Source organism: Arthrobacter sp. B055-34 (assembly GCF_059090425.1).
The window spans coordinates 22,686-46,823 of sequence record NZ_JBNHFQ010000018.1; the positions used below are offsets into that span (position 1 = coordinate 22,686).

General features: G+C 65.1%; 19 protein-coding genes. 7 read left to right on the plus strand and 12 right to left on the minus strand.

Features of this window, described 5'->3' with window-relative positions; all coding sequences use genetic code 11:
* Nucleotides 1-40: 40 nt before the first annotated feature.
* From AC5RWO_RS21295 to AC5RWO_RS21310, 4 genes are read right to left on the minus strand one after another with little or no spacing between them, the layout of a single operon-like run.
* Nucleotides 41-1,270, minus strand: coding sequence for a kynureninase (locus tag AC5RWO_RS21295; RefSeq protein ID WP_498733904.1), 1,230 nt, complete (start codon nt 1,268-1,270; stop codon nt 41-43).
* 24 nt (nt 1,271-1,294) lie between these two features.
* Entirely contained in the window at nt 1,295-2,194 is a 900-nt protein-coding gene (locus AC5RWO_RS21300) for a MaoC/PaaZ C-terminal domain-containing protein (protein ID WP_498733906.1), read from the minus strand.
* The gene (locus AC5RWO_RS21305) at nt 2,191-3,534 is read right to left on the minus strand and encodes a 3-oxoacyl-ACP reductase (RefSeq protein ID WP_498733907.1); all 1,344 of its coding nucleotides are present in this window, start codon (nt 3,532-3,534) and stop codon (nt 2,191-2,193) included. The genes AC5RWO_RS21300 and AC5RWO_RS21305 overlap by 4 nt, the downstream gene beginning before the upstream one ends.
* Before the next feature lie 3 nt (nt 3,535-3,537).
* Nucleotides 3,538-4,887 (minus strand): acetyl-CoA C-acetyltransferase, encoded by a 1,350-nt coding sequence (locus AC5RWO_RS21310; RefSeq protein WP_498733909.1) that lies wholly within the window; start codon nt 4,885-4,887, stop codon nt 3,538-3,540.
* Nucleotides 4,888-4,962: 75 nt separating this feature from the next.
* On the opposite strand from AC5RWO_RS21310, the gene AC5RWO_RS21315 reads away from it, so the two are divergent.
* A complete protein-coding gene (locus AC5RWO_RS21315) occupies nt 4,963-5,694 on the plus strand; it encodes a TetR family transcriptional regulator (RefSeq protein WP_498733911.1) in 732 nt (243 codons plus the stop codon).
* A 10-nt stretch (nt 5,695-5,704) separates the two neighbouring features.
* On the plus strand, nt 5,705-7,822 hold the full coding sequence (locus tag AC5RWO_RS21320) for an acyl-CoA dehydrogenase family protein (RefSeq protein WP_498733913.1): 2,118 nt from the start codon (nt 5,705-5,707) through the stop codon (nt 7,820-7,822).
* Nucleotides 7,823-7,875: 53 nt separating this feature from the next.
* Here AC5RWO_RS21320 and glgA read toward each other — a convergent pair whose 3' ends face one another.
* Nucleotides 7,876-9,072, minus strand: coding sequence for a glycogen synthase (gene glgA, locus AC5RWO_RS21325; protein ID WP_498733915.1), 1,197 nt, complete (start codon nt 9,070-9,072; stop codon nt 7,876-7,878).
* Between the two features lie 104 nt (nt 9,073-9,176).
* Between glgA and glgC the strand changes: the two genes are divergently transcribed.
* Nucleotides 9,177-10,445 (plus strand): glucose-1-phosphate adenylyltransferase, encoded by a 1,269-nt coding sequence (gene glgC / locus AC5RWO_RS21330; RefSeq protein WP_498733917.1) that lies wholly within the window; start codon nt 9,177-9,179, stop codon nt 10,443-10,445.
* Nucleotides 10,446-10,556: 111 nt separating this feature from the next.
* Nucleotides 10,557-11,999: an SDR family NAD(P)-dependent oxidoreductase gene (locus AC5RWO_RS21335; RefSeq protein WP_498733919.1), complete on the plus strand. Its 1,443-nt coding sequence runs from the start codon at nt 10,557-10,559 to the stop codon at nt 11,997-11,999.
* Between the two features lie 28 nt (nt 12,000-12,027).
* Here the strand turns inward: AC5RWO_RS21335 and AC5RWO_RS21340 are convergent, their stop codons facing one another.
* The 4 genes from AC5RWO_RS21340 to AC5RWO_RS21355 are packed head-to-tail and all read right to left on the minus strand — an operon-like array spanning nt 12,028 to nt 16,418.
* Nucleotides 12,028-13,023 carry an adenosine deaminase gene (locus AC5RWO_RS21340; RefSeq protein WP_498733921.1) on the minus strand — a complete coding sequence of 332 codons (996 nt, stop codon included), beginning with the start codon at nt 13,021-13,023 and terminating at the stop codon, nt 12,028-12,030.
* Between the two features lie 17 nt (nt 13,024-13,040).
* A complete protein-coding gene (locus tag AC5RWO_RS21345) occupies nt 13,041-13,892 on the minus strand; it encodes a transglutaminase family protein (RefSeq protein ID WP_498733923.1) in 852 nt (283 codons plus the stop codon).
* The gene (locus AC5RWO_RS21350) at nt 13,889-14,815 is read right to left on the minus strand and encodes an alpha-E domain-containing protein (RefSeq protein WP_498733925.1); all 927 of its coding nucleotides are present in this window, start codon (nt 14,813-14,815) and stop codon (nt 13,889-13,891) included. The genes AC5RWO_RS21345 and AC5RWO_RS21350 overlap by 4 nt, the downstream gene beginning before the upstream one ends.
* 37 nt (nt 14,816-14,852) lie before the next feature.
* Nucleotides 14,853-16,418, minus strand: a complete 1,566-nt coding sequence (locus AC5RWO_RS21355) for a circularly permuted type 2 ATP-grasp protein (RefSeq protein WP_498733926.1) — start codon at nt 16,416-16,418, stop codon at nt 14,853-14,855.
* A 102-nt stretch (nt 16,419-16,520) separates the two neighbouring features.
* Here AC5RWO_RS21355 and pepN point away from each other — a divergent pair, with 102 nt between their 5' ends.
* On the plus strand, nt 16,521-19,142 hold the full coding sequence (pepN, locus tag AC5RWO_RS21360) for an aminopeptidase N (protein ID WP_498733928.1): 2,622 nt from the start codon (nt 16,521-16,523) through the stop codon (nt 19,140-19,142).
* Here pepN and AC5RWO_RS21365 read toward each other — a convergent pair whose 3' ends face one another.
* The gene (locus AC5RWO_RS21365) at nt 19,143-21,173 is read right to left on the minus strand and encodes a hypothetical protein (protein ID WP_498733929.1); all 2,031 of its coding nucleotides are present in this window, start codon (nt 21,171-21,173) and stop codon (nt 19,143-19,145) included.
* Between the two features lie 164 nt (nt 21,174-21,337).
* Between AC5RWO_RS21365 and AC5RWO_RS21370 the strand changes: the two genes are divergently transcribed.
* Nucleotides 21,338-22,279, plus strand: coding sequence for an alpha/beta fold hydrolase (locus tag AC5RWO_RS21370; RefSeq protein ID WP_498733933.1), 942 nt, complete (start codon nt 21,338-21,340; stop codon nt 22,277-22,279).
* On the opposite strand, the gene lplAB is transcribed toward AC5RWO_RS21370, so the two are convergent.
* Both lplAB and AC5RWO_RS21380 read right to left on the minus strand, forming a co-directional pair.
* Nucleotides 22,174-23,235 carry a lipoate-protein ligase LplAB gene (gene lplAB / locus AC5RWO_RS21375; RefSeq protein ID WP_498733935.1) on the minus strand — a complete coding sequence of 354 codons (1,062 nt, stop codon included), beginning with the start codon at nt 23,233-23,235 and terminating at the stop codon, nt 22,174-22,176. The two genes, AC5RWO_RS21370 and lplAB, sit on opposite strands and share 106 nt — an antisense overlap.
* Before the next feature lie 198 nt (nt 23,236-23,433).
* Nucleotides 23,434-23,877, minus strand: a complete 444-nt coding sequence (locus AC5RWO_RS21380; RefSeq protein ID WP_498733937.1) for an NADPH-dependent FMN reductase — start codon at nt 23,875-23,877, stop codon at nt 23,434-23,436.
* Between the two features lie 166 nt (nt 23,878-24,043).
* Between AC5RWO_RS21380 and AC5RWO_RS21385 the strand changes: the two genes are divergently transcribed.
* A partial coding sequence (locus AC5RWO_RS21385) for a transposase-like zinc-binding domain-containing protein (RefSeq protein WP_498731395.1) occupies nt 24,044-24,138 on the plus strand: 95 nt, incomplete at its 3' end.

A 24,138-nucleotide genomic window follows, 5' to 3' on the forward strand; every position in this document is an offset into this window, starting at 1 on the left:
TCCGGTCCTGTCCGGCCGGGCCGCCGGCTGGCAGCCGCGGTCAGCCGAGCGCGAGTTCCGCCTGGATCGCTGCCACCCCGACATAGACCTCTTCGAAACTGGTGGACAAGGGCGATAGTCCCAGCCGCAGGCCGTCGGGTTCGCGGAAGTCCGGAATGATTCCCTGCTCCCAGAGGCTGCCCACCACCTTCTTGAACGAAGGATGGTCGATGGTGATATGGCTGCCGCGCTGCGCGGGGTCCCGGGGTGAGGAAATAACGACGCCGTAGCCCGCCAGCAGCTCCTCCGTCACCTCGACGGCGAATTCCGTCAGGGCCACGGACTTTGCACGGATATGCTTGATCCCGGTGGTGCCGATCAGGTCCACCATGTCCTGGATGGCCGTCATGCCGATGATCGGCGGCGTGCCGCTGGCGAACCGGCCGATGCCCGGGGCGGGCTCATAGCCCTGCCCCATCTCAAAGGGATTTGCACTGCCGATCCACCCTTGGATCGGCTGCCGGAAATGCTGATGCTCGGCCCTGACATAGGCCCAGGCCGGGGCGCCGGGACCGCCGTTGAGGTACTTGTAACTGCATCCGACGGCGAGGTCCACGCCCCAGGCGTCCAGCTCAATCGGGACGACTCCAACGGAATGGCACAGATCCCACAAGACCAGAGCCCCGGCGTCGTGCACTGCCTGGGTAATGGCGGGCATGTCGGCCAGATACCCGGACCGGTAGGCCACATGGCTGAGCAGCACCAGTGCCGTGTCCTGACCTACGACCGACCGGACGAGTTCGGCGTCCACACCGCCATCCTGCGGTGCCTCGAGCCAGTCCAGTTCGAGTCCGCATTCGTCTGCGATGCCCTCCACGATGAACCGGTCGGACGGAAAATTGTCGCGGTCAATGACAATCCTGTTACGTCCGGGGCGTGCCTGGATCGCGGCCCGGGCCAGTTTGTACAGCAGCACCGTGGTGGAGTCCGCCACGATGCACTGGCCCGGCGCAGCACCCAGCGCCACGCGGCCCAGCTCGTCCCCGATCATTTTCGGCAACTGCAGCCAGGTTTCGTCCCAGCCGCGGATCAGACGGCCGCCCCACTGGTACACCATCAGTTCCTGGACCCGTTCCACGCTGGCCTGGAGCGGGCGTCCCAGGGAGTTGCCGTCCAGATACGAGCGGACGGTGGCGTCGTCGTGCCCCACGAAGCGGGTCCGGAACGACGCCAACTGGTCCGCTGCGTCCAGCTCGCGGGCACGCTTCAGCAATCGGTGGTCTTCAGTCATGGTGCCAAGCATACTTCCGGCGGGTCAGAGGGCGCGGACGCTGCCGCTGAAGTGCTTGCGGTGGCTGCGCTCGCCCCAGCCGGTGAAGTCCGCAGAATCCCACCGGCCGTCCGCTTCGTGGTCCTCAATCCGCAGGGCAACCGTGGCCGGCAGGAACACCGGCGCGGCGAACTCGATGTCCCAGGCGAATGGCTCCGCCGCAACGGCCTCGACACTGTTGATGACCCGGGCAGCCAAATACATGCCGTGCGCAATTGAACGTTTCAATCCGAGGATCTTGGCAGACAGCGCGCTCAGGTGGATCGGGTTGAAGTCGCCGGAGACGGCGGCATACTCCCGTCCCGCTTCCGGACCAAGGCGCCATTTGGCCGTCGGTTGGGGCGGCACGAAGTCCTGCCGTTCGGGGCGGCTCGTCTTGTCCAGGCCGGGCAGGTACAGTCCCTTGGCCAGGTAGGTGGACGTGCCTTCCCAGACGTTCTCCCCCGTTGCCTGGACATCGACACGCACGTCCACACAGGTACCCGCGTGATGGCCGGCCAGGTTTTCCGCCCACGCCGTGACCGTCAGGGGTTCACTGAAGTCGATGCTGCGCAGGTGTCGCACCCGGTTGCCCAAGTGGACCATGCCCAGCAGCGGGAGTGGGAAATCCGGACGCGTCAGCACACTCATGACTACCGGGAACGCCACCGAGTGGACGAACACAGAGGGCAGGGTGTCCCGCACCGTGCCGTGCAACAGGTGCTGGAACGTGGTGACGTGCTCCAGGCTGACCTGCAGGTCCGCGACGGTGTGCTGCACGTGGGGCAGGGCATGGCTGCGTTCCAGCGACCCCAGCTTGGTCCTCGCGGCCGTCGAGAGGGCGCTGACATACAGCTTGGACAGGGACGGCAGTTCCGGGAGCGCAATGGCTTCGCGGGTGCTCATGCGCCCACCAGGCTCTGGCCGCAGACCCGCAGTGTCTGTCCGTTAATGCCCCCGGCCGCATCGCTGACCAGGAAGGAGACCGTCTCGGCGACGTCGAGCGGAAGTCCGCCCTGCTGCAGGGACGGCAGCATCCGGCGTGCGATTTCCCGGGTCGCCAGGGGGATCCTCGCCGTCATCTCCGTTTCGATGAAGCCAGGAGCGACGGCGTTAATGGAACCGCCGCGTTCGGCGAGGGCCCCCGCGGAGGCGGCAACCATCCCGATGACCCCGGCTTTAGAAGCCGCATAGTTGGTCTGCCCGCGGTTGCCGGCGATACCGCTGGTCGAGGCAAGCGAGACCATGCGCGGAGCCTGCGGGAACAGCTCGGAGGCCAGCAGGACCTCGTTGATCCGCAGCTGGGAGGCGATATTGACGCTGATCACCGAATTCCACTTGGCTTCATCCATGTTCGCCAGCAGTTTGTCCCGGGTAATACCGGCATTGTGGACCACGATGTCCAGCCTTCCGTAGCGGCTGTGGGCATGTTCCAGGATTTTCTGCCCGGCACCGTCGCCGGTGATATCGAGCTGCAGCGCCGTTCCGCCGGTTTCGTTGGATACCTTTGCCAGCTGCTCGCCGGCGGAGGGTACATCCACGCAGATAACCCGGGCGCCGTCGCGGTGCAGGACCTTGGCTATGGCAGCGCCAATGCCACGGGCTGCACCGGTAACGACGGCGACCTGCCCCGCCAGCGGCCGGTCGAAGTCTGCCGGCAGCTGCCCTTCTGGTGACCCGACGAGCAGGAACTGGCCATCCACGTAGGCACTGCGGCCGGACAGGAAGAAGCGCAGCGCCGCCAATGCGCTGGGGGCCTTGGCATCCACGCCTTCGTCGAGCAGGATGCCGTTGCCGGTGGCGCCGCCACGGAGTTCATGCGCGAGGGAGCGCAGCGCGCCTTGGACCCCCTGCCGGGCTGCCGCCCGTGCCGGGGCTTCCGCAGCGGACGCCGGGCGGGAGATCGTCACGACGCGCCCGCCCGGCAGAAGGCTCCGCAGTGAGGAACCGACGGCCAACATCGGCTCGGCAAGTTCCTCGGGATCGGATACTTCGTCCAGCACGGCGATAATCGCCCCCAGCTTGTCCTTGGGCCCGGCGTGGCGGCGCACATCGAGTCCCCACGCCAGCAGCTCCGTGGCCAGCGCCTCGGTACCGGCACTGCTGCCGATCAGGAGCACGGGTCCGGGAACCAAGGGCTGGCCCGGGTGGTAGCGCCGCAGGATGGCCGGCCGTGGCAGGCCAAGCTTCTTCGCAATGTTCTTGGACAGTCCGCTGTTGACGAGCGTCAGGTAGGAATCCGTCATGGCTTAGCGGGCCTCCAGAATGGCGACGACGCCCTGGCCGCCTGCTGCGCAGACCGAGATCAGTCCGCGTCCGCGGTTGCCCTCGGTTGCCGCTTTCTCGTGGAGCAGCTTGGCCAGCGTCGCTACGATCCGTCCCCCGGTAGCGGCGAAGGGATGACCGGCCGCGAGCGATGAGCCGTTGACATTGAGTTTGCTGCGGTCGATGGCCCCGAGCGCTTTATCCAGCCCGAGCTTGTTGCGGCAGAATTCTTCGCTCTCCCACGCGGCCAGGTGGCACAGTACGGTGCCGGCAAATGCTTCGTGGATCTCAAAGTAGTCGAAGTCCTCGAAGGTGAGGTTGTTCCGCGCCAGCAGCCGCGGGACGGCGTAGGCCGGTGCCATTAGCAGCCCTTCCTTGCCGTGCACGAAGTCCACGGCTGCCGCTTCCGAGTCGACTATGTCCGCAAGCATGGGCAGATCGTGCGCGCGGGCGTAGTCTTCCGAACCGATGAGGACGGCCGACGCACCGTCGGTCAGCGGCGTGGAGTTGCCTGCGGTCATGGTCGCTTTCTCGCCGAGGCTCTTGCCGAATACCGGCCCCAGCTTGCCAAGCTTCTCTAGCGAGGTGTCGGCACGAAGATTCGCGTCGCGGGTGAGGCCGTGGTACGGGGTGACCAGATCGTCGAAGAACCCGCGGTCGTAGGCGGCGGCCAGGTTTTTGTGGCTGGCCAGGGCTAGTTCGTCCTGTGCTTCCCGGGAGATGTTCCAGGCGGCAGTGGTCAGGGCCTGGTGCTCCCCCATCGACAGCCCGGTACGGGGTTCGGCCGTACCGGGGGCATTGGGCGCCAGGTCCTTCGGCCTGAGTTTGGCCACGGCGGTGAGCTTCTGCTGCAGCGTCTTCGCGCGGTTCAGCTCCAGCAGCACAGCGCGCAGTCCCTCGCTGACTGCTATCGGCGCATCTGAGGCGGAGTCGACGCCGCCCGCGATTCCCGATTCAATCTGGCCCAGTTTGATCTTGTTCGCCAGTCCCATGACCGTTTCCAGTCCCGTGGCGCAGGCCTGCTGCAGGTCGTAAACGGGCGTCTCCGGCGAGAGCGCGGAGCCGAGCACGGCTTCGCGGGTGAGGTTGAAGTCCCGGGAATGCTTGAGTACCGCCCCGGCGGCGACCTCGCCGATGCGTTCGTCCTGCAGTCCGAAACGGGCAACTAGGCCGTCGAGGGCCGCGGTGAGCATGTCCTGGTTGCTGGCTTTGGTGTAGGCGCCATTGGCGCGGGCGAAGGGGATGCGGTTTCCACCGATGACTACCGCCTTGCGGATTCCCGCACCAGCGGCGGAGTCAGTGGAAGCGGCGGACACATCGGGTGAAGCAGCCATGGGGGCGTTCTCCTCGGAGCTCGGTAGCAGATCAGGTAGTTACTGCTACCTAGCGTACCTGATACGCTGGGTATCGTGAATACAGCTCTTGCCCATGGACAACCTGCGGCAGATGGACGATCGGCTCGGTGGGATGCCCACCGGGCTACCCGGCGCCGTGAGCTCATCAGGGCGGCCCGGCAGGCTGTGCACCGGCTGGGCCCGGACGCGTCGATGGAAGAGATCGCCGCGGCAGCAGGCACCTCGAAACCAGTCTTTTACCGCTACTTCGGCGATAAGGCGGGTCTCCAGCGGGCGGTCGGCGAAGTGGTGATCGGACGCATGCAGAACAAGCTGCAGGAAGCGGCGGAGACCGCCACAACAGCCCGCGAAGGGCTGCATGCGATGGTTTCGGTCTACCTGCAAATGGCTGAATCGTCGCCCCATGTCTACGCCTTTGTTACCCGGCCCGGCGGAGCGGAAACCTCTGCAGTTACGGGAAGCGAGGCGGACGGCGCCGGTGGCGCGGCGGTCCTAAGCCACTTCTTCGCCGCCGTGACGGCCATGATGGAGGCTCCGTTCCGTGCCCATCTCACAGCCGGCAAGAGCACCGAAGCCCAGCTCAAAGCCGCCGCATACTGGCCTCCCGCCGCCATCGGTATGGTCCGCGCAGCTGGCGAACATTGGCTCGGAGCACCCGAAGGCGACGACAAGCCCAGCAGGGAGCAAATGACGGAGCAGCTCACCGGTTGGCTCTTTGACGGCATCGCCCAGATCGCGTCGAACCCCGGCGGCAACACTAGCAACAAGAACAAAACCACCAGCTGAAGGATCAAGGATGACCCAAGTGACAGTCACCAATACAAGCGCTCCCGAACTCCCGGAAGACGGCATCACGGCCCCGGTCGCCGTGGATGTTGCTGCGCTGGGCGGCCATCTGCTCGGCAACTGGGCGGACATCCGCCGGCAGGCCCGCGAGCTGGCCGGCCGCCCCGAGCTCCAGGGCATTGACGGGCTGACCATGACCGAACATCGGGAACGGGTATCCGGTCAGCTCAAATACCTCGTGGACAGCGGTGCGGTCCACCGCGCGTTCCCGAGATACCTCGGCGGAGAAGACAACCACGGCGGCAACATCGCGGGCTTCGAGGAGCTCGTGGTGGCGGATCCGTCCTTGCAGATCAAGGCGGGTGTCCAATGGGGGCTCTTCGGTTCCGCCGTGCTCCACCTGGGCACGAAGGAACACCACGACAAGTGGTTGCCGGGGATCATGAACATGGATATTCCGGGCGCCTTCGCCATGACGGAAACGGGGCATGGCTCCGACGTCGCCAGCATCGGCACCACCGCGACATACGATCCGCAGAGCCAGGAGTTCGTGCTGCACACACCGTTCCGGGCAGCGTGGAAAGATTACCTGGGCAACGCGGCCAAGGACGGGCTTGCCGCCGTCGTTTTTGCGCATCTGATCACCCGCGGGGTCGACCACGGTGTGCATGCCTTCTTTGTCCCTATCCGCGACGAACAGCGGAACTTCCTGCCCGGCGTCGGCGGTGAGGATGATGGCCTTAAGGGCGGTTTGAACGGCATCGACAACGGTCGGCTGCATTTTGACCACGTCCGTATCCCCCGCACCAACCTGCTCAACCGCTATGGGGACGTTGCCGCAGACGGCACCTACAGCTCCTCCATTGCCAGCCCGGGCCGGCGCTTCTTCACTATGCTGGGCACGCTGGTGCAGGGCCGAGTGTCCCTGGACGGTGCCGCCGTAGCCGCAAGCAAGGTAGCGCTGTCCATCGCGATCAAATATGCCAACGAGCGGCGGCAATTCAACGCGGCTTCGGACACTACCGAGGAAGTACTGATGGACTATCAGCGCCATCAGCGGCGCCTGCTGCCGCGGCTCGCGACTACGTATGCAGCCTCCTTCGCCCACGAGGAACTGCTCGAGCAGTTCGACGGTGTCTTTTCGGGAACCCACGATACCGACGAAGACCGGCAGGACTTGGAGACGTTGGCCGCGGCCCTCAAATCCTTGAGTACCTGGCACGCCCTTGACACCATTCAGGAGTGCCGCGAGGCCTGCGGCGGCGCCGGCTTCCTCGCCGAGAACCGGCTCCCGTCGCTGCATGCCGATCTGGATGTCTACGCGACCTTCGAGGGTGACAACAACGTCCTGCTGCAGCTGGTCGCCAAGCGTTTGCTGGCGGACTATGCCAAGGAATTCCGCCATGCCGACTTCGGCGTGATGGCCCGCTGGGTGGCCCACAAGGCCGCAGACGCCACGCTGCATAGGACCGGCCTGCGGCAGGTCGCTCAGACCTTTGTGGACAGCGGCTCCGAGAAGAAGTCCGCCAATTACCTCAAGGATGAAAACACCCAGCGCCAATTGCTGACCGAGCGGGTGTCCGCGATGGTCAAGGAGGCGGGTAACGCTTTGCGCAGCGCCAGCAGATTGCCGCAGGCCGAAGCCGCAGCGTTGTTCAATGAGCACCAGAACGAGCTCATCGAGGCGGCGCGCGCGCATGCCGAGCTGCTGCAGTGGGAGGCCTTCACCCGGGCGCTACCCGGAATCGAGGACCGGGACACCCGCCAGGTGCTGACCTGGGTACGTGACCTCTTCGGGCTGGGTCTGGTGGAGAAGAACCTGGGCTGGTACCTGATGAACGGCCGGCTCTCCGCACAGCGCGCCCGGACGCTCGGCGACTACATCAACAGGCTGCTTGCCCGTCTGCGCCCGTTCTCGCTGGACCTGGTGGATGCCTTCGGCTACGGCCCGGAGCACCTTCGCGCGAAGATCGCCTCCGGTGCTGAAGGCATGCGCCAAGAAGAAGCCATGGCCTATGCACGCATACGCCGTGCCAGCGGTGAGGCTCCAGTGGATGAGAGAATTCTGATCGCCCGCCAGAAGGCGGCGGCCAAACGGGAGAAACGCCAGGCAGCAGCCGGGAACTGACTCAACGCTCAGCCCCGCCGGCCGGGGCTACCGGTTCGGCGGGGCTCTGCGCTCTACTTCAGTACGCTGCGGTAGACCTCAAGCGTGGTCTCCGCGATGGAGTGCCAGGAGAAATGCTCTTCCGCGCGGCGGCGTCCGGCCTCGCCCTGCTTCCGGGCGCGGGCCGGGTCGCTGACCGTCTCCGTCAATGCGGCCGCGAAATCCTGCACGAACTTTTCGGGATCCAGCGGCGTTCCCGTGCCGTCCTGGACCTGTTCCAGTGGGACCAGCGTGCCGGTGACGCCGTGGTCGACAACCTCCGGAATGCCTCCGGTGGCGCTGGCGACGACGGCGGCACCGCAGGCCATGGCTTCGAGGTTGACGATGCCGAGGGGTTCATAAATGGACGGGCAGGCAAAGGCCGTCGCATGGCTGAGCACCTGGATGAGCTCGTTCCGGGGAAGCATCCGCTCGATGAGCACCACGCCGTCGCGTTCCGCGCGCAGGTCTTCGATCAGGGCGTTGACCTCGGCCCCGAGTTCCGGGGTATCCGCCGCGCCGGCGCAGAGCACCACCTGCACCTCGGGCGGAAGCAGCTTGGCCGCACGCAGCAGGTACGGCACGCCCTTTTGGCGCGTTATCCTGCCCACGAACACCACGCTGGGACGGGACGGATCGATGCCCAGGGCGCGAACGGCGTCGTCGTTTTCATCCCGCTGCCACAGTTCGACGTCGATGCCGTTGTGGACGACCTTTACCTTGTCCGGGTCCACATCGGGGTAACTGCGCAGGATGTCGTTCCGCATTCCGGCGGACACCGCGATGATTGCCGCCGCGGCCTCGTAGGCAGTCTTCTCCACCCAGGACGAAACCGCGTAGCCGCCGCCGAGCTGCTCGGCCTTCCACGGGCGCAGCGGCTCGAGTGAATGCGCGCTTAATACGTGCGGAATGTTGTGTAACAGGCTGGCCAGATGTCCGCCCATGTTGGCGTACCAGGTGTGTGAATGGACCAGGTCGGCGCCCTCGATGCCCGCGAGCATTTCGAGGTCAACTCCGAGTGTCTGGACCGCGGGGTTGGCCTCGTTCAGGGACGCCGGAACCGCATAGCTGCGCACCGTCGCCCCGTGGAAGTCAGCGGGGCGGTCAGCCCCGAAGGCGTGGACGCGCAGATCCACTTTGTCTGCCAGCACACGGCTGAGCTCGGCCACATGAACACCGGCGCCGCCATAGATGGCAGGGGGGAATTCCTTCGTCACAATATCTATCCGCACGAAACCTAACGTAGTGCACCCGGGGGTTCTCCTCTAGTCTGATGTCGTGGGGGACTTCATAGTTGGTTCACGGACGAACTAAGCGACTGAACGGGGAAGATGCAATGCCACAGAAGAAAGTTCTCGCCGTAGTCTTAGCAGGCGGCGAGGGCAAGCGGTTGATGCCATTGACGGCAGACAGGGCCAAACCGGCCGTGCCGTTTGCCGGCAGCTACCGGCTGATCGATTTCGCGCTGTCCAATCTGGTCAATTCGGAGTACCGGAAGATTGTCGTGCTGACCCAGTATAAGTCGCACAGTCTTGACCGGCACATCTCCGAGACCTGGCGGATGGCAACCCAGCTGGGCAACTATGTGGCATCCGTGCCGGCGCAGCAGCGCCGCGGCAAGAGCTGGTTCCTGGGCAGTGCCAACGCTATCTACCAGTCGCTGAACCTGATCCATGACGAAAATCCGGACATCGTCGTCGTAATCGGTGCGGACCACGTGTACCGGATGGATTTCTCCCAGATGGTTGAGGACCATATTGCCAGCGGGGCACCGGCATCCGTCGCCGCCGTCCGCCAGCCGCTGAAGCTCGCTGACCAGTTCGGCGTGATCGAAACCGACCCGCAGGCGCCGACACGCATCAAGGCTTTTGTCGAAAAGCCCGCCAGCACCCCGGGCCTGCCGGATGATCCGGACAGCTTCCTGGCGTCCATGGGCAACTACGTGTTCAATACCGACGCGCTGCTGGCTGCCTTGGAGGCCGACGCCGAACGGCTGGACACGAACCACGATATGGGCGGGGACATCATTCCGTATTTCGTGAACCGCGGTGAGGCTGCCGTTTACGACTTCACGGCCAACGACGTTCCCGGTTCAACGGCTGCCGACCAGCAGTACTGGCGCGACGTTGGAACACTGGATTCCTACTACGACGCGCACATGGATTTGATCAGCCCGCTGCCGGCATTCAACCTGTACAACCTTGAGTGGCCCATCTACACCCGGCAGTCCGTCTCTCCGCCGGCCAAACTGGTCCGCGGCGTCAGCGGCGCCGCCGGTACCGCACTCGATTCGATCCTGTCCCAGGGTGTTGTGGTCTCCGGCGCCGAGGTCTCCGGCTCGGTTCTCGCCACGGATGTCTTTGTGGCGGAGCGGGCCGAGGTATCGGACAGCGTCCTGATGGACAAGGTCAACGTGGGCAAAGGCGCAGTGATCCGCCGGGCCATTCTGGACAAGAACGTGCGCGTGCCTGCCGGCGCCAGCATCGGCGTCGATGCCGAGCTGGACCGGGCGCGCGGCTTTACCGTGACCGAATCCGGCTTGACGGTGTTGAGCAAGGGCCAGGAGGTCCTGCTCCAGAACCCGTCGCCGGTGGCTACCCCGTAGGCCCTTGTCCCCCGGGTTCAACGGACGGAGCCCGGGGGCAGTAAACTTGGCAAGGCCCGGTATCAATGCGGGCCATCCCCTGCCAAGTCTTCCGGAGTGAAACAGCACCACATGAGCAAGCCAGACCTGACCCCGGAAGAAATCGCCGCGTGCGTGAAAGTGCTCGAGCAGATCCATGTCCTGGATGAGGACCATCCGGACTATGTGGCAGTGCGCCGCGCCACCGGGAAGATGTTCAAGTCCGTCAAACGGCACCGCAAGATTCAAAAGCGCGACGCCGTTGCTGCCGCCGACCGGGAGGTCATGTCGCGGACTGCTACCGCGGCCGAGGACCGGATCGACGACGAAACCCAGGGGCTGCAGTTGACCTCCTCCGCCCGGGGCGACGTGGCCGGACATCTGATCCGGCCGCGGAACTGCTACATCTGCAAGCAGCCGTACACCCAGGTGGACGCCTTCTACCACCAGCTCTGCCCCGAATGCGCGGCATTCAGCCACGGCAAGCGGGAAGCGCGCGCCGACCTGCACGGCAAGCGCGCCCTGCTGACCGGCGGCCGCGCCAAAATCGGCATGTACATCGCCCTGCGCCTGCTGCGCGACGGCGCCCACACCACGATCACGACCCGTTTCCCGAAGGATGCGGCACGCCGCTTCATGGCGTTGGAAGACAGTGCGGACTGGATCCACCGGCTGCGCATTGTAGGGATCGATCTGCGCGACCCGGCACAGGTCATCGCCCTGGCCGATTCAGTCGCCGAAGCGGGTCCGCTGGACATCCTGATTAACAATGCGGCCCAGACCGTGCGCCGCTCCCCCAATGCCTACCGTCCCCTCGTGGACGCCGAATCGGAGCCGCTGGCTGCCGGGGCCGGCACCGTCCCCGAACTGGTGACCTTTGGCCACGCCCATGACAAGCATCCGATCGCCCTGGCCGGCTCAGTTTCCTCCCACCCGGTGCTTGCGGCGGACGAGATCACGGCCCTGGCATTGACCGCGCGTTCCGCGACGCCGGAACGGATCAGCAACGGAACAGCGATCGACGCCGGTGGACTGGTCCCCGACATCACGCACATTAACAGCTGGACGCAGGTTGTTGACCAGGTGGATCCGCTGGAAATGCTAGAAGTCCAGTTGTGCAACGTGACGGCGCCGTTCCTGCTGGTCAGCCGGCTGCGCCCCGCCATGGCTGCCTCGTCCGCGCGGCGGAAGTACATCGTGAACGTGTCCGCCATGGAAGGCCAGTTCTCGCGTCGTTACAAGGGTCCCGGCCACCCGCACACCAATATGGCCAAGGCATCGTTGAACATGCTCACCCGGACCAGCGCGGAAGAAATGTTCACCGAGGACGGCATCCTGATGACTGCCGTGGACACCGGCTGGATTACCGATGAGCGGCCGCATCACACCAAGATGCGCCTGGCCGACGAAGGGTTCCACGCCCCGCTGGATCTGGTCGACGGTGCTGCCCGTGTCTACGATCCCGTGGTCCAAGGGGAGGAAGGCGTGGATCTGTACGGCTGCTTCCTGAAGGATTACAAGCCGTCGCCATGGTAGATCCGGATACAAACCTGCGGCATTGTGCCTACGCTTGATGTTGCCGCCACTGTTCGACCTCGGCCAGCAATTCGCGGCGGCGCGTGTCCGTCAGGAAGGCTGACCTGACGGAGTTGGCGGCTAAATCGGCTAGCTGCGCGGTGCTCAAACTGAAGGCCGCACGCACCTGGCGGAAATTCTCGTCGATATAACCACCGAAGTAAGCCGGATCGTCCGAATTCACCGACACGTTCAGGCCGCGCTGCAGCATCTGCGGCAGAGGGTGCTCGGGCAACGTGTCCACGGCCCGCAACCGCACGTTGGATAGCGGGCAGACAGTGAGCGGAACCTGCTCGGCGATGAGGCGCTCCACCAGTTCCTCGTCCTCCATGCACCGGATGCCGTGGTCGATCCTGTCCACCGCCAGCAGGTCCAGCGCCTCGCGGATATAGTCCGGCGGCCCCTCCTCTCCCGCGTGTGCCACGCGTTTGAGGCCCGCTTGGCGGGCCCTCTCGTACAGCGCCACGAAGTTCCGGGGCGGGTTGTCCCGCTCGGCTGAATCCAGGCCGATACCGATGATCGGTACTTCCATCGCAAGCAAGTCGTCCAGTACGGCGAGTGCCTCTTCCGCGGGGCGATCCCGCAGGAATGCGGCTATCAGCTCTGTGCTGACTCCGAATTCGGATTCACTCTTCGCCAACACTTCGGCAACGGCTCCCACCGAGGTGGCCAAAGGGATTCCGCGGGACAGGTGGGCCTGCGGGTCCATCATGATTTCCGCGTGGCGGACCCCCGCGGCCGCCGCGCGCGTCAGGTACGCCCTGGTCATATCGGCGAAATCATCCGCGGTCCGGAGTACGGCCATATTGCTGTAGTACAGGTCCAGGAAGGACTGCAGGTCGACGAACTCATAGTGACAGCGCAGCTCTTCGATATCTCCATACGGCAGCTTGATGCCGTTGCGTTCGGCGAGCCGGAAGATCAGCTCCGGCTCCAGCGTGCCCTCGATGTGAATGTGGAGTTCCACGGTAGGTAGCTCGGTCATTTCGCTCCTCTGCGTCTTCATGCCAGCCGGGTAACCTCGACCTGCACCTTGAGTTCGGACCGGCCGCCGCCGGAGAGTATGCCCTTCAGTGGAGAGACATCGCGGTAGTCCCTGCCGCGGGCCACGGACACATGCAGGTCGCTGATCGGGCCGGCGTTGGTGGGATCCCAGCTGCGCCATTCTCCGTCCCACCACTCCAGCCAGGCGTGGGACTCCCCCGTTACCGTCTCGCCGATCCCCGCGTCCGGCTTGGGATGCAGGTACCCGGAGACGTACCGAGCGGGAATACCGAGGCCGCGCAGCGCGCCGATGCCCAGATGTGCCAGGTCCTGGCAAACGCCCTTGCGGTGGTTCCACACCTCCTCAGCGTTGGACTGCACCCCGGTGACGCCGGGGACGTACTGCATTTCCGCCTTAAGCCAGGCCATCAGGGCGTGGGCGGCCTCATGCGGCGGCAGTCCATCCGTCAACTCGCGCACCGATCTCAGGACCTCCTCGCCGGGCTCGCTGAGAGGGGTCTGGGGCAGCCAATCGGCGTAGTCGTCCAAGACCGGATCGGACCGCAGCACGTCCCAATCCGCCGTTTCCTCCGCGGCCGGAATCCTCTGGCTGCGATGGACCTCTACCGTGGTCAGCGAGGTGACTTCGAGGAAGTCGTGCGCCGTCTGCATATCGAAGGCCGTGACCCGGGTGCCCCAGTAATCGCGGTAATTGCTGACGACGGCGCTCGATGGGCTGACCGTCATGGATGATTCCAGCACCACTTGCTGGGAGTCGGTGAGGGGCGTCATCCGTGCCTCGTTGTAGGAGAGCGTGACGCTGCGGTCGTAGCGGTACCCGGTCCGGTGTTCGATGCGCAGCCGGCTCATGAGACTTCCCCCACCCAGGACAGATCGATGGGCTGGGCGAAGTAGGTCCGGGTGACGGCATCGGAAGCCTGGGCGCAGGCCCTCTGGACGCGGTCCATGTGCTCGGGCAACTCGGCCAGCAGATCATCGGGCTGGTGGAACTCCAGGAAGGTGCGGGCCTGGCCAACAATCCTGCGCGCGTCGTTGATGAAGCCGATCCGCTGGTAGGACGGATCCAGGCGCTCGAGGGCCTTTTCCGCGTCGCTGAGCGCGTAGACAATGGACCGCGGAAACAACCGGTCCAGCAGCAGGAACTCCGCGGCCTGTTCTTCACCTGAGGCCCCGCGCCGGGTGCGCAAGAAGGACTCGTAAGCTCCCGCGCAGCGCAGCATGTTCACCCAGGACAGCCCGGCAGAGAGCACCCCTTGGGTGGAGAGCATGCGAGCCGTCATGTCCGCCCTTTCGAGGCTGCGGCCCAGGGCGAGGAACTGCCAGCTCTCGTCGTGGCTCATGGTGGTATCGGCCAAGCCTTTGATCATGGCGGTGCGTTCCAGCACCCAGTGGCAGAACCGGTAGGTGCCCACCACGTCTTTACGGTGCTGGCTAAGGCCGTACCAAGTGGTGTTCAGCCCTTCCCAGAGCGTTGAGGAGACGGTCTCGCGCGCCCGGCGGGCGTTTTCGCGTGCGGCCCCGAGCGCACCGGCGATGGAGGTCGGACTCACCCGGTCATAGGCCAGCTTGTTCAGCAGATCGCCTAGGCCGAAGTCGTCGCTGTCGGGTCGCGAGCCCATGATCCCGAGCAGTTGCCGCGACACCAAGCGCTGCTCATCCGGCTGCAGTTGGTTCAGCCGCTCCAGATTGACGTCCAGGATGCGCGCCGTGCCATCGGCGCGTTCCACATACCGGCCTATCCAGAACAGGGATTCCGCAATGCGGCTCAGCATCGGTTCCTGCCTCCTTGGTTCACTGTCACAACGTCCTTTACTGTTCCGGCTGGCTGTCGGGCCAGTTTGAATCCACCGGCCAGACACTCGCCTGTTCCCGCGCCGGCGGGGCAGGCACAACGGCAGGACTGCCGGTCGTTTCGACCTGCGTGTCCGGCGAACCGTCGGCGAGCACCCAGGTGTCCTTGGACCCACCGCCTTGGCTGGAGTTGACGATCAGCGACCCCTCTTTCAGCGCCACCCGGGTCAATCCGCCGGGCAGCACCCAGACGTCGTCGCCGTCGTTAATCGCAAAGGGGCGCAGATCCACATGCCGGGGGCTGAACTGGCCGCCGGACATGGTGGGGACCGTGGACAGCTGGAGCACCGGTTGGGCAATCCAGCCGCGCGGATCCTGGAGAACCTTGGCGCGCAGCGTCTCCAGCTCCTCCTTGGTGGCATCCGGCCCGATCACCAGTCCTTTGCCGCCGGAACCGTCCACTGGCTTGACCACCAGTTCATCGAGCCGGTCCAGGACTTCTTCGCGGGCCTGGGGTTCCTCCAACCGGAAGGTGTCCACGTTGGGAAGGATAGGCTCTTCGCTCAGGTAGTACCGAATCAGGTCCGGCACATAGCTGTAAACCAGCTTGTCATCGGCGACGCCGTTGCCCACTGCATTGGCGATGGTCACGTTGCCGGCCCGGGCCGCATTGACGATGCCGGGGCAGCCCAGCATCGAATCGGACCTGAACTGCAGGGGGTCGAGGAACTCGTCGTCGATCCGCTTGTAGATCACGTCCACGCGCTGCTCGCCGCCGGTAGTGCGCATGTAGACCCGGTTGGCACGGCAGATCAAGTCCCGGCCTTCGACCAGTTCCACGCCCATCAGTCCGGCCAGCAGGGTGTGTTCGAAATAGGCGCTGTTGAAAACGCCGGGAGTGAGTACGACGACGGTCGGATCCTCAGCGCCGGCAGGTGCGGTTTTGCGCAGCGCCGTCAGCAGCCGCCGCGGGTATTCCTCGACCGGGCGGATGGGCTGCTGCCCGAATGCCTCCGGCAGGCCCTTCGCCATGGCGCGTCGGTTCTCGATCACGTAGCTGACGCCGCTGGGAACGCGGACGTTGTCCTCCAGGACACGGAAGGTGCCGGATTGGTCCCGGACCACGTCGATTCCGGCGATATGCACGCGCACGCCTCCGGCTGGATCGAAGCCGTATGCTTCCCGGTGGAAGTTGGCGCTGGAGGTGATGAGCTTGCGCGGAATCACGCCGTCCGCCACCACCGACATCCGGTTATAGACGTCGTCCAGGAAGAACTCCAGTGCCCGGACCCGCTGGGTGACGCCGCGCTCCAGAATGTTCCAGTCGGACCCGGAGATGATCCGCGGCACCAGATCCAGTGGAAAAGGCCGTTCCTCGCCGGCGAAGTCGAAGGTGACTCCCCGGTCCAGGAAGGTCCGCGCCATGGAATCTGCCCGTGAGGTGACATCCGCCAGCGTCAATTCGCCCAATGCTGCCGCCACATGCGCGTACTCGGCGCGCGGCATCTGACCAGCGCCGAACATCTCGTCGAAGGCAGGGCTGCGTTTCGCCGCGGTGGCGTAGTCCTCAAACAAGTCCGACATGGCAAAAGCGTTTCACGTATTTGGCTCCGGCACACGCTTTTGCTCCACAACAGCGTGTTCACAGCGGACCGGTACAGCGGTCGCCGTGGTTAAATGGGCCGGGTGAAGAACGAGAATCTTAGCCGGTCAGAGGCCCGCCGACGGTCAGAACTCATCAAAGTCGAGAACTACGATGTAGCGCTGGACCTGCGAGGTGTCCTGGACCCGGAGGCAACCGGCTACATTTCCCGCTCCGTCATCACGTTCAGGTGCAATGAACCGGGAGCCGGGACCTTTGTGGACTTCATCCACGATGGCATCCACTCGGTCATGCTGAACGGGATCCAGCTGGATCCGAACGCCGTCGTGGATGGCTCGCGTATCCACCTCGCGGACCTGGCCGCCGAAAACCAAGTCACCATCGTCGGTACTGCCCCTTACAGCCGCAGCGGCGAGGGACTCCACCGGTTCGTGGACCCTGCGGACGGCCGGATCTACCTGTATACGCAGTATGAGCCGGCCGATGCCCGCCGGGTCTTCGCCAACTTCGAACAACCTGACCTGAAGGCCAGCTTCACCTTCAATGTCGCTGCGCCGTCGGACTGGCAGGTGTCCTCCAACAGCCCGCTGGCGGTGTGTGAGGAGATGACCTCCACGCCCGGATTCTCGATCCGGCGCTTTGCCCCGACCGAGCGCATCTCCACCTACATCACCACGGTCCTCGCAGGCCCGTACCACTTCGTCGAGGACAGCTGGAAGCGCACCCTTGCGGACGGCACCGAACTGGAGGTCCCGTTGGGGGCCTATTGCCGGGCATCGCTGGCGGAGGCCTTCGATGCGAAGGAAATTCTCGCGCTCACCAAGGCCGGACTGAACTTTTTCCACGAGCTGTTCGAGTACCCCTATCCCTTCGGCAAGTACGAGCAGGCCTTCGTGCCCGAATACAACCTCGGTGCCATGGAAAACCCGGGGCTGGTCACCTTCACCGAGACCTACGTCTTCAAATCCAGGGCCACGGATGCCCAGTACCAGGCACGCGGAAACACCATTATGCACGAGATGGCCCACATGTGGTTCGGCAACCTCGTCACGATGCAGTGGTGGGACGACCTCTGGCTCAAAGAATCCTTCGCCGACTACATGGGTTCGCTGGCGCTGGTGGAAGCCACCGCGTGGAAGGACGCCTGGGTTGCCTTCGCCAACCGCCGTAAGGCCTGGGCCTATGTGCAGGACCAGCTGCCCACTACGCATCCGATCGTCGCCGATATCCGGGACCTGGAGGCCGCCAAGCAGAATTTCGACGGGATTACCTATGCCAAGGGCGCCTCGGTGCTCAAGCAGCTGGTCGCCTACGTCGGCTTCGACGCCTTTATTGATGCCGCCCGGCAGTACTTCCGGGACAACGCCTACTCGAACACCAGCTTGGACGATTTCCTGACTGTCCTCAGCGACGCCTCAGGGCGGGATATGCGCCGCTGGTCCTCCCTGTGGCTGCAGACTGCCGGCATTTCCACGCTGGTTCCGGAGATTGAGTACGACGGCGACCGGCTGGCCCGGGTGCGATTGCTCCAGGAGGCAATGGATCCCGTCACCGCCCGGACCGTAGAGAGGCCGCACCGGCTCCGGCTCGGTTTCTACAACTTCGACGCCGGTGGTGCTCTGGTGCGGACCGATTCTGTAGAGCTGGACCTGGCCGGAGCCGCGACGGACGTTCCGGAGCTCGCGGGGCGGCCAGCCCCGGCGCTGCTGCTGGTCAATGACGACGACCTGACGTACGCCAAGGTCCGGTTCGATGCCGCCTCGCTGCAGACCGTGCTCTCTGCCCTGGATAAGATCACCGATCCGTTGGCCCGCGCCCTGTGCTGGTCAACCTTATGGAACATGACCCGCGACGGGCTGCTGGCACCGGCAGACTACCTAGGCGCCGTGGAACGCTTCGCTCCCGCCGAATCGGACAACGGCGTGCTGCAAATGCTGCTCGACTGTGCCAGGACAGCGCTGGACCGCTACCTGCCCGCAGTTGAGCGGACGGTACAGCGGGAGCGCTTTGTTGACTCCGTGCGGCTGGAACTGGGAAAGGCCGCGCCCGGCAGCGACCAGCAGCTGACCTGGGCCCGGTCCCTGGCCGCATTATCCCGCTCGACCCCGCGCTATGCCGGCTACATCGCAGACCTGCTGAACGGCACTGAAAGCGTTGCCGGGCTGACGCTGGACACTGACCTGCGCTGGCGTTTCTGGCAGGCACTCGCCGCCACCGGCCACGCCAACCAGGAGCAGCTGGACACGGAGCTGGCGGCGGACCTGAACGCAGCCGGCAGAGCAGGCCACATGTCAGCCATGACAGCGCGTCCCGATCCTGAGGTCAAGGCGCAGGCCTGGGCTGACGCAGTGGCCGGATCCGAACTGTCCAACCAACTGCTCGATGCGACCATCGACGGCTTTACCGCCGCCGACCATGAACTGTTGGATCCCTACGTCGAGCCGTACTTCCAGAGCATCGAAAGCGTCTGGGCGCAGAAGAGCATCGAGATTGCCAGCCGCATTGCAAGAGGTTTCTATCCCCTTGCCCAGGACCTCGAGCCGGGCGCCGAGCCGCGGCAGCACGCCGTCGTTGTTCGTACCGACGAATGGCTGGCCGGCCACAGCGACGCGCCGGCCGCCCTGCGCCGGATCGTCATCGAGCAGCGCGACCATCTGCTCCGCGCCCTGACTGTGCAGGGGCGGCAGTTGGTCCAGGCATTCTGATCAGGTTACCCAGGCCACGTTGACGCGTGAGTCTGGGAGGTAGACGCAGTAAGTCCCAGTCCGGATGGTCCGCTCGAGGTGCTCCGCCAACGGCGGGTCGTGCTCACGAATCCGGTCCATGGCATGGCGGATTGCCCGGGTCACGCTGACGCGGGCGCGTTCGGATGCGGAGCCGGCGCGCCGGCCACGCCCGCTGAGTCCGACAGCCCTAGATAGCTCGCGGATGAGGAACTCGCGTTCCGCCTCCGCCTGGACAACACGCCCGCGGTCCCGCATGAGACGGGCCTCATCGAGGTCCTCATCGATCTCCGCAAGCCGCCGACGATAGGCGTTCTTCGCCTGGTCGTCCAGCATGGGGCCTGCGTCTCCCCAGCCGGAAGACGGGAGCTCGGGATCAGGCAGACCCGCATGGACCGCAGCTGGATCAGTCCCGCTCGATACGAGGTCGAGCACGTGGAACTCCCTGCCGGGATGTGCGAGGAGCCGCGCCAGATAGTGAAGCCCCTTCAGATCGCGCAGGGCAACGTTGTTTTCCTCGAATGAGATGAACCAGTAGTCGCCTGTCCGGCGAAAGGAGTTGGGTCCGCTTTTGCTCTCCTCTGCCTTATGGCCTGCTCTACGGATTTCGACGGCGGCATCGGCAGCCGCCAGCTCCAGGCCGGCACTGATTTCATCCCCCGCAGCGCGGTGCGCCTGTGCGAGCCCGGTGCGCGCCAAGGCGACTTCGTAGGGTGCTCCTACCAGGCTCCACAGCTGCACGGCACTCTGGAAGGCACTCCGGGCGCCGGGCACCTCACCGGCGGCGAGCCGCACTCGGCCGTTCGCCATGGCCGCGCTGGCAGACAATGCACTGCTCTCGAACGAGGCGGCTATCTGGGCAAGTTCGTCGGCGGAGTCACGGGCGGCCACGAGGTCTCCGGCCGCCGCTTCGATCTCGACACTCGCGGCCAGCAGCGGAGCCCGGCGTAGTGCGCTGTTCGGCGGGAGTTCCTTGGAAGGGACGGTCACGGGATGTTCGAGTGAGTCGCGGATGGATGCTGCCGCCAAAGCCACGTCGCCCTGAGCAAGCCGCACAAGGGCGAGGCCCGGTTCCGGATCCCAGCCAGCCTGGCGAGCTGCGAGGAAAGCTTCCTCTGCACCGTTTAGATCGCCTAACTGGTATCGCGCGCGGCCCAATTCTGTAAGTGGCCATCCGAACTCGCGCCGAAGATATGGCCGGAGCTCCGCGCAGGCCGCCAGTGCCACCTGCTCCGCTTCGGCGGTTGCCCCGCGAAGCCGCAGGATCTGGGCACGGTGGACACGGCAGCGACCATGGGTGCTGCCGTTACCGTTTCCGTGGCGCCACCGCTCCATGGCCTCCGTCCACTCCTCGGCGAGGTCGTACTGAGCGAGCCCTTGGAGCATGCACACGAGCTCGCAGTAAACCATTCCCGTCGATATGGCATCCAGTTCACCGGAGACGGCGGCCACCGCGGCTTCGTCGACGAGTATCAGGCCCCGGCGGACGTCCCCCTCCAGAATTACGGCGTGGGCCTCTGCCACCCTGCCGACGGCAGCCGCTGCCGGGTTGCAGCGCGATCCCACCTCGACGGCCCGGCCGGCCCATTCGCGCGCGGCGCCGACGTCGCCTATCATCAGGCGCTCGTAGCTCCTGATGACCGCCAGCCAGGCATGGACCGGCGTCTCCTCCTGCCCCACCAAGAGCCGCTCTGCCCGTTTGACCCACCCGCGGATCGGCGCCATCAGAGCAGTATCCATGAGCAGATGCAAGGCAACGCGGGCCGCCGCACCGGCCGCTGCGATCGGGTCGCCGAGGCGCACAGCCTCCGCATGCGCGCGTTCCCATGCCTCGATCGTCACGTCGAGATGACCGGCGGCATAGGCGGCTTCGGCCAGAAGCCCCAGGTCCTGCACCGAAAGCCGGCCGCGCGCGTCCAGTCCGACGAGCAGGTCGTACGCCTGCGACCACTCGCCGCTGGAGTATGCCTCGCGCGCCTGCTCCACCAGCGGCGCTTCGGCGTCGTCGTACATCGCTCACCGATCCGCAGGCATGCCTGCTCAGACCCGGCCCCGGTGTAACACCGGGGGGTTACCCAAGTAACAGTGTTCCTCACGCGTAGGGGTTTACCAAGCCCGACCTCTGGCCGCGGGAGACGCCGCGAGCCGATGACGGGTCAGTCACAAGGAGCATCAAAATGAACACGAACCAGGCAAAGCTGCCATCATCGGGCACGGTGCAGACGAACGGGCAGGTGCTGTATTACGAAATTCATGGAGAAGGACCTGAACTCGTCCTGGTGATGGGAATAGGCTACGACTCGTCGCTCTGGACGTTGGCGCAGGTCCCGGCCCTGTCCACCCAGTTCCGGGTGGTCTTGGTCGACAACCGCGACGCGGGCCGCAGCTCGAAAGCCAGCCATCCGTACACCATTGCGGAGATGGCGGATGACCTGTCCGGCCTGCTTGACGCGCTGGGGATTGCCCGGACCCACCTGTTGGGGCTTTCCATGGGCGGGATGATTGCCCAGGAATTCGCCCTACGGCACGCCGACCGGCTGGATCGGCTGGTGCTCGCCGCAACGGGAGCCGCGCCGGCACGAAGCGCCGTCGATCCGATCCAGATCTGGAGCTGGGTTAAGGCGAACGACGCTACGGGGCAGGTGTTTGGCGGCCAGCAGTTCGTGTCGCTGTTCTCCACAGCCTTCCTCCGGAACCGCGAGGCCGTGCGGGACACTGCCGCGCTGTTGGCAAGCAATCCGTATCCGATGAGTCCCGAGGCCTACGGGCGGCAGGCAGATGCCTACCTGCAGTTCGACGCCGTGGACCGGTTGGGCGCAATCACGGCACCCACTCTGGTACTTGTTGGCGAGCAGGACCTGCTGACGCCACCCTGGATAGCGCGCGAGGTCGCCGACGCGATCCCCGGCGCACGGTTCGAAGTCATCCGTGGAGACGGGGCCTCGCACGTTGCGGCGATCGAGCGCGCCGACGACTTCAACCGCCTCGTTTCGGAATTCCTTGCACCGAAGGTTCAGGGCACGCGGTTGAGCCATTCGTCGGTGGCGAACTTGGTGGCCGCGAGTTCCCTGGCGGCAGCCAGTTCCTCTTCGGAGACCCCGGCCTCCACCGCCCCGTAGCGGTCTTTGAAGGTATCCATCATGGTGGTGATGATCTCGGCGCGGGACAACCCGGTCTGACGGCGCAGCGGGTCGACCCGCTTTTTGGCACTGCTGATGCCCTTGTCGGAAAGCTTCTCCTTGCCGATCCGGAGCACGTCGGTCATCTTGTCCGCATCGATGTCATAGGACATGGTCACATGGTGCAGCATGGAACCGCTGGCCAGCCGCTTCTGCGCAGCCCCGCCGATCTTGCCCTCCGGCGTCGCAATGTCATTGAGCGGCTGGTAGAAGGCTTCTACGCCCACCTTCTTCAGTGCGGCCATCGCCCAGGCATCCAGGAACGAGTACGAGGCTTCAAAGGACAGTCCGTCCACGAGGGTCTGCGGCAGGTACAGGGAGTACGTGATGGCGTTGCCATGCTCCATGAACATCGCTCCGCCACCGGTGATCCGCCTGACCACCGTGACGCCGTGGCGCTCGGCTCCGTCCGGATCCACCTCGTTGCGCACTGACTGAAAGCTGCCGATGACCACAGACGGTTCGTCCCAGTCCCACAGGCGCAGCGCGGGCGGCCGTTTGCCTTCGCCCACCCGCCGTGCCAGTACCTCGTCCAGGGCAACGTTGAGGTGGATGGGTAGCGTCTGCGGCCCGATGACCTGCCAGTGATGGTCAAGCCATCCAGTCGCTTTGGCCAAGGCGCGCCGCACTGCCACTGCCACCGCATCGGCCGAAAATCCGAAAAGCACGACGTCGGCAGCCAGCGCGGCGGAAATGGCTGCCGAATACTCGCCGTGGCCGGCCTCCGCGGAGAGTCCGTTCAGGGCTGCGTTGATGTCCGCCAGCGCCTCGTCGGGCTCGAGGAAGAAGTCCCCGCTGATTGAAACGTTGGCCAGCCGGCCATCAAGGACGTCCAGGTCGGCGACAACCAGCTTGCCGCCGAGGACCTTGTATTCACCATGCCGGTGTTCTAACATCTGCGCTCCCCTGTGCTCCACGCCTACCAACTTAACGTTCCAGTCTTACCATCGACGGCGGCCAGTGCGCGAAGCGGGGCAGGTCAGCTGCGCAGCGTCTTCATCGCCCCAGCCCAGGCAATGACCTGGTCGAAGAGCGGCGTGAGCGCCTCGGTGGCCTCGTCCGTGGGGACGAAGTCCTGGTCGTCGTCGAATTCATCATCGAAAGGGCAGGAAGACCTGGGCCCTGACGTCGGCCAGCTGCAGTTCGGCCGCGATCCCGCGCAGGTGTTCCACCACACGGGTGCCGCCGGCACTGCCGTAGCTGACGAATCCGGCCGACTTGTTGTTCCACTCCGCGTACAGGAAGTCGATGGCGTTCTTCAGGGCGCCGGGAACCGAATGGTTGTACTCCGCGGTGACGAAAATGTAGCCGTCGAACGGGGCAATCTTCGCCGACCAGGCCTTGGTATGGTCCTTGCTGTACTGCCCGGTGGACGGCGGCATCGGCTCGTCGAGCAGAGGCAGGTTCTGCTGGGCGACGTCGATCAGCTCGAATTCGGCATCCGTACGCTGGCGGGCGTGCTCATAAACCCAGTTGGCCACGGGCGAGCCAGTGCGGCCGGGGCGGGTGCTGCCGAGGATGATCGCGATTTTCAACATGGCGGACTTCTCCATTCGACGAAGGCGGTTCAGTCGTGCTCGTATCTGCGGCGCGGTGGGCCTAGTCGCATCCTGGCTTATAGGCAAAAAAGTGTGTATCGAATCGGCTTGCTTCCCTGTGTTGGTGCAGTAAAACGGGGTTCGTTATGCCTTAGCACCAGTAGTTGTGAATGGTGCTTGCAATTCCTCCCGTTGTCAGGTCTGTGGAGACGTACTGGTCAAGAACGGCAGGACCTCTGCCGGGAAGCAGCGCTGGCGCTG

Excerpts from the sequence above, each read along its gene's own strand:
- AC5RWO_RS21310 (WP_498733909.1), bottom strand. The coding sequence starts at position 4,887 with ATGGCTGCTTCACCCGATGTGTCCGCCGCTTCCACTGACTCCGCCGCT.
- AC5RWO_RS21355 (WP_498733926.1), bottom strand. The coding sequence starts at position 16,418 with ATGTCGGACTTGTTTGAGGACTACGCCACCGCGGCGAAACGCAGCCCT.
- AC5RWO_RS21345 (WP_498733923.1), bottom strand. The coding sequence starts at position 13,892 with ATGAGCCGGCTGCGCATCGAACACCGGACCGGGTACCGCTACGACCGC.
- lplAB (WP_498733935.1), bottom strand. The coding sequence starts at position 23,235 with ATGTTAGAACACCGGCATGGTGAATACAAGGTCCTCGGCGGCAAGCTG.
- AC5RWO_RS21295 (WP_498733904.1), bottom strand. The coding sequence starts at position 1,270 with ATGACTGAAGACCACCGATTGCTGAAGCGTGCCCGCGAGCTGGACGCA.
- AC5RWO_RS21370 (WP_498733933.1), top strand. The coding sequence starts at position 21,338 with ATGAACACGAACCAGGCAAAGCTGCCATCATCGGGCACGGTGCAGACG.
- AC5RWO_RS21350 (WP_498733925.1), bottom strand. The coding sequence starts at position 14,815 with ATGCTGAGCCGCATTGCGGAATCCCTGTTCTGGATAGGCCGGTATGTG.
- glgC (WP_498733917.1), top strand. The coding sequence starts at position 9,177 with ATGCCACAGAAGAAAGTTCTCGCCGTAGTCTTAGCAGGCGGCGAGGGC.
- AC5RWO_RS21365 (WP_498733929.1), bottom strand. The coding sequence starts at position 21,173 with ATGTACGACGACGCCGAAGCGCCGCTGGTGGAGCAGGCGCGCGAGGCA.
- AC5RWO_RS21305 (WP_498733907.1), bottom strand. The coding sequence starts at position 3,534 with ATGACGGATTCCTACCTGACGCTCGTCAACAGCGGACTGTCCAAGAAC.
- AC5RWO_RS21320 (WP_498733913.1), top strand. The coding sequence starts at position 5,705 with ATGACCCAAGTGACAGTCACCAATACAAGCGCTCCCGAACTCCCGGAA.
- AC5RWO_RS21300 (WP_498733906.1), bottom strand. The coding sequence starts at position 2,194 with ATGAGCACCCGCGAAGCCATTGCGCTCCCGGAACTGCCGTCCCTGTCC.
- AC5RWO_RS21340 (WP_498733921.1), bottom strand. The coding sequence starts at position 13,023 with ATGACCGAGCTACCTACCGTGGAACTCCACATTCACATCGAGGGCACG.
- AC5RWO_RS21335 (WP_498733919.1), top strand. The coding sequence starts at position 10,557 with ATGAGCAAGCCAGACCTGACCCCGGAAGAAATCGCCGCGTGCGTGAAA.
- AC5RWO_RS21380 (WP_498733937.1), bottom strand. The coding sequence starts at position 23,877 with ATGTTGAAAATCGCGATCATCCTCGGCAGCACCCGCCCCGGCCGCACT.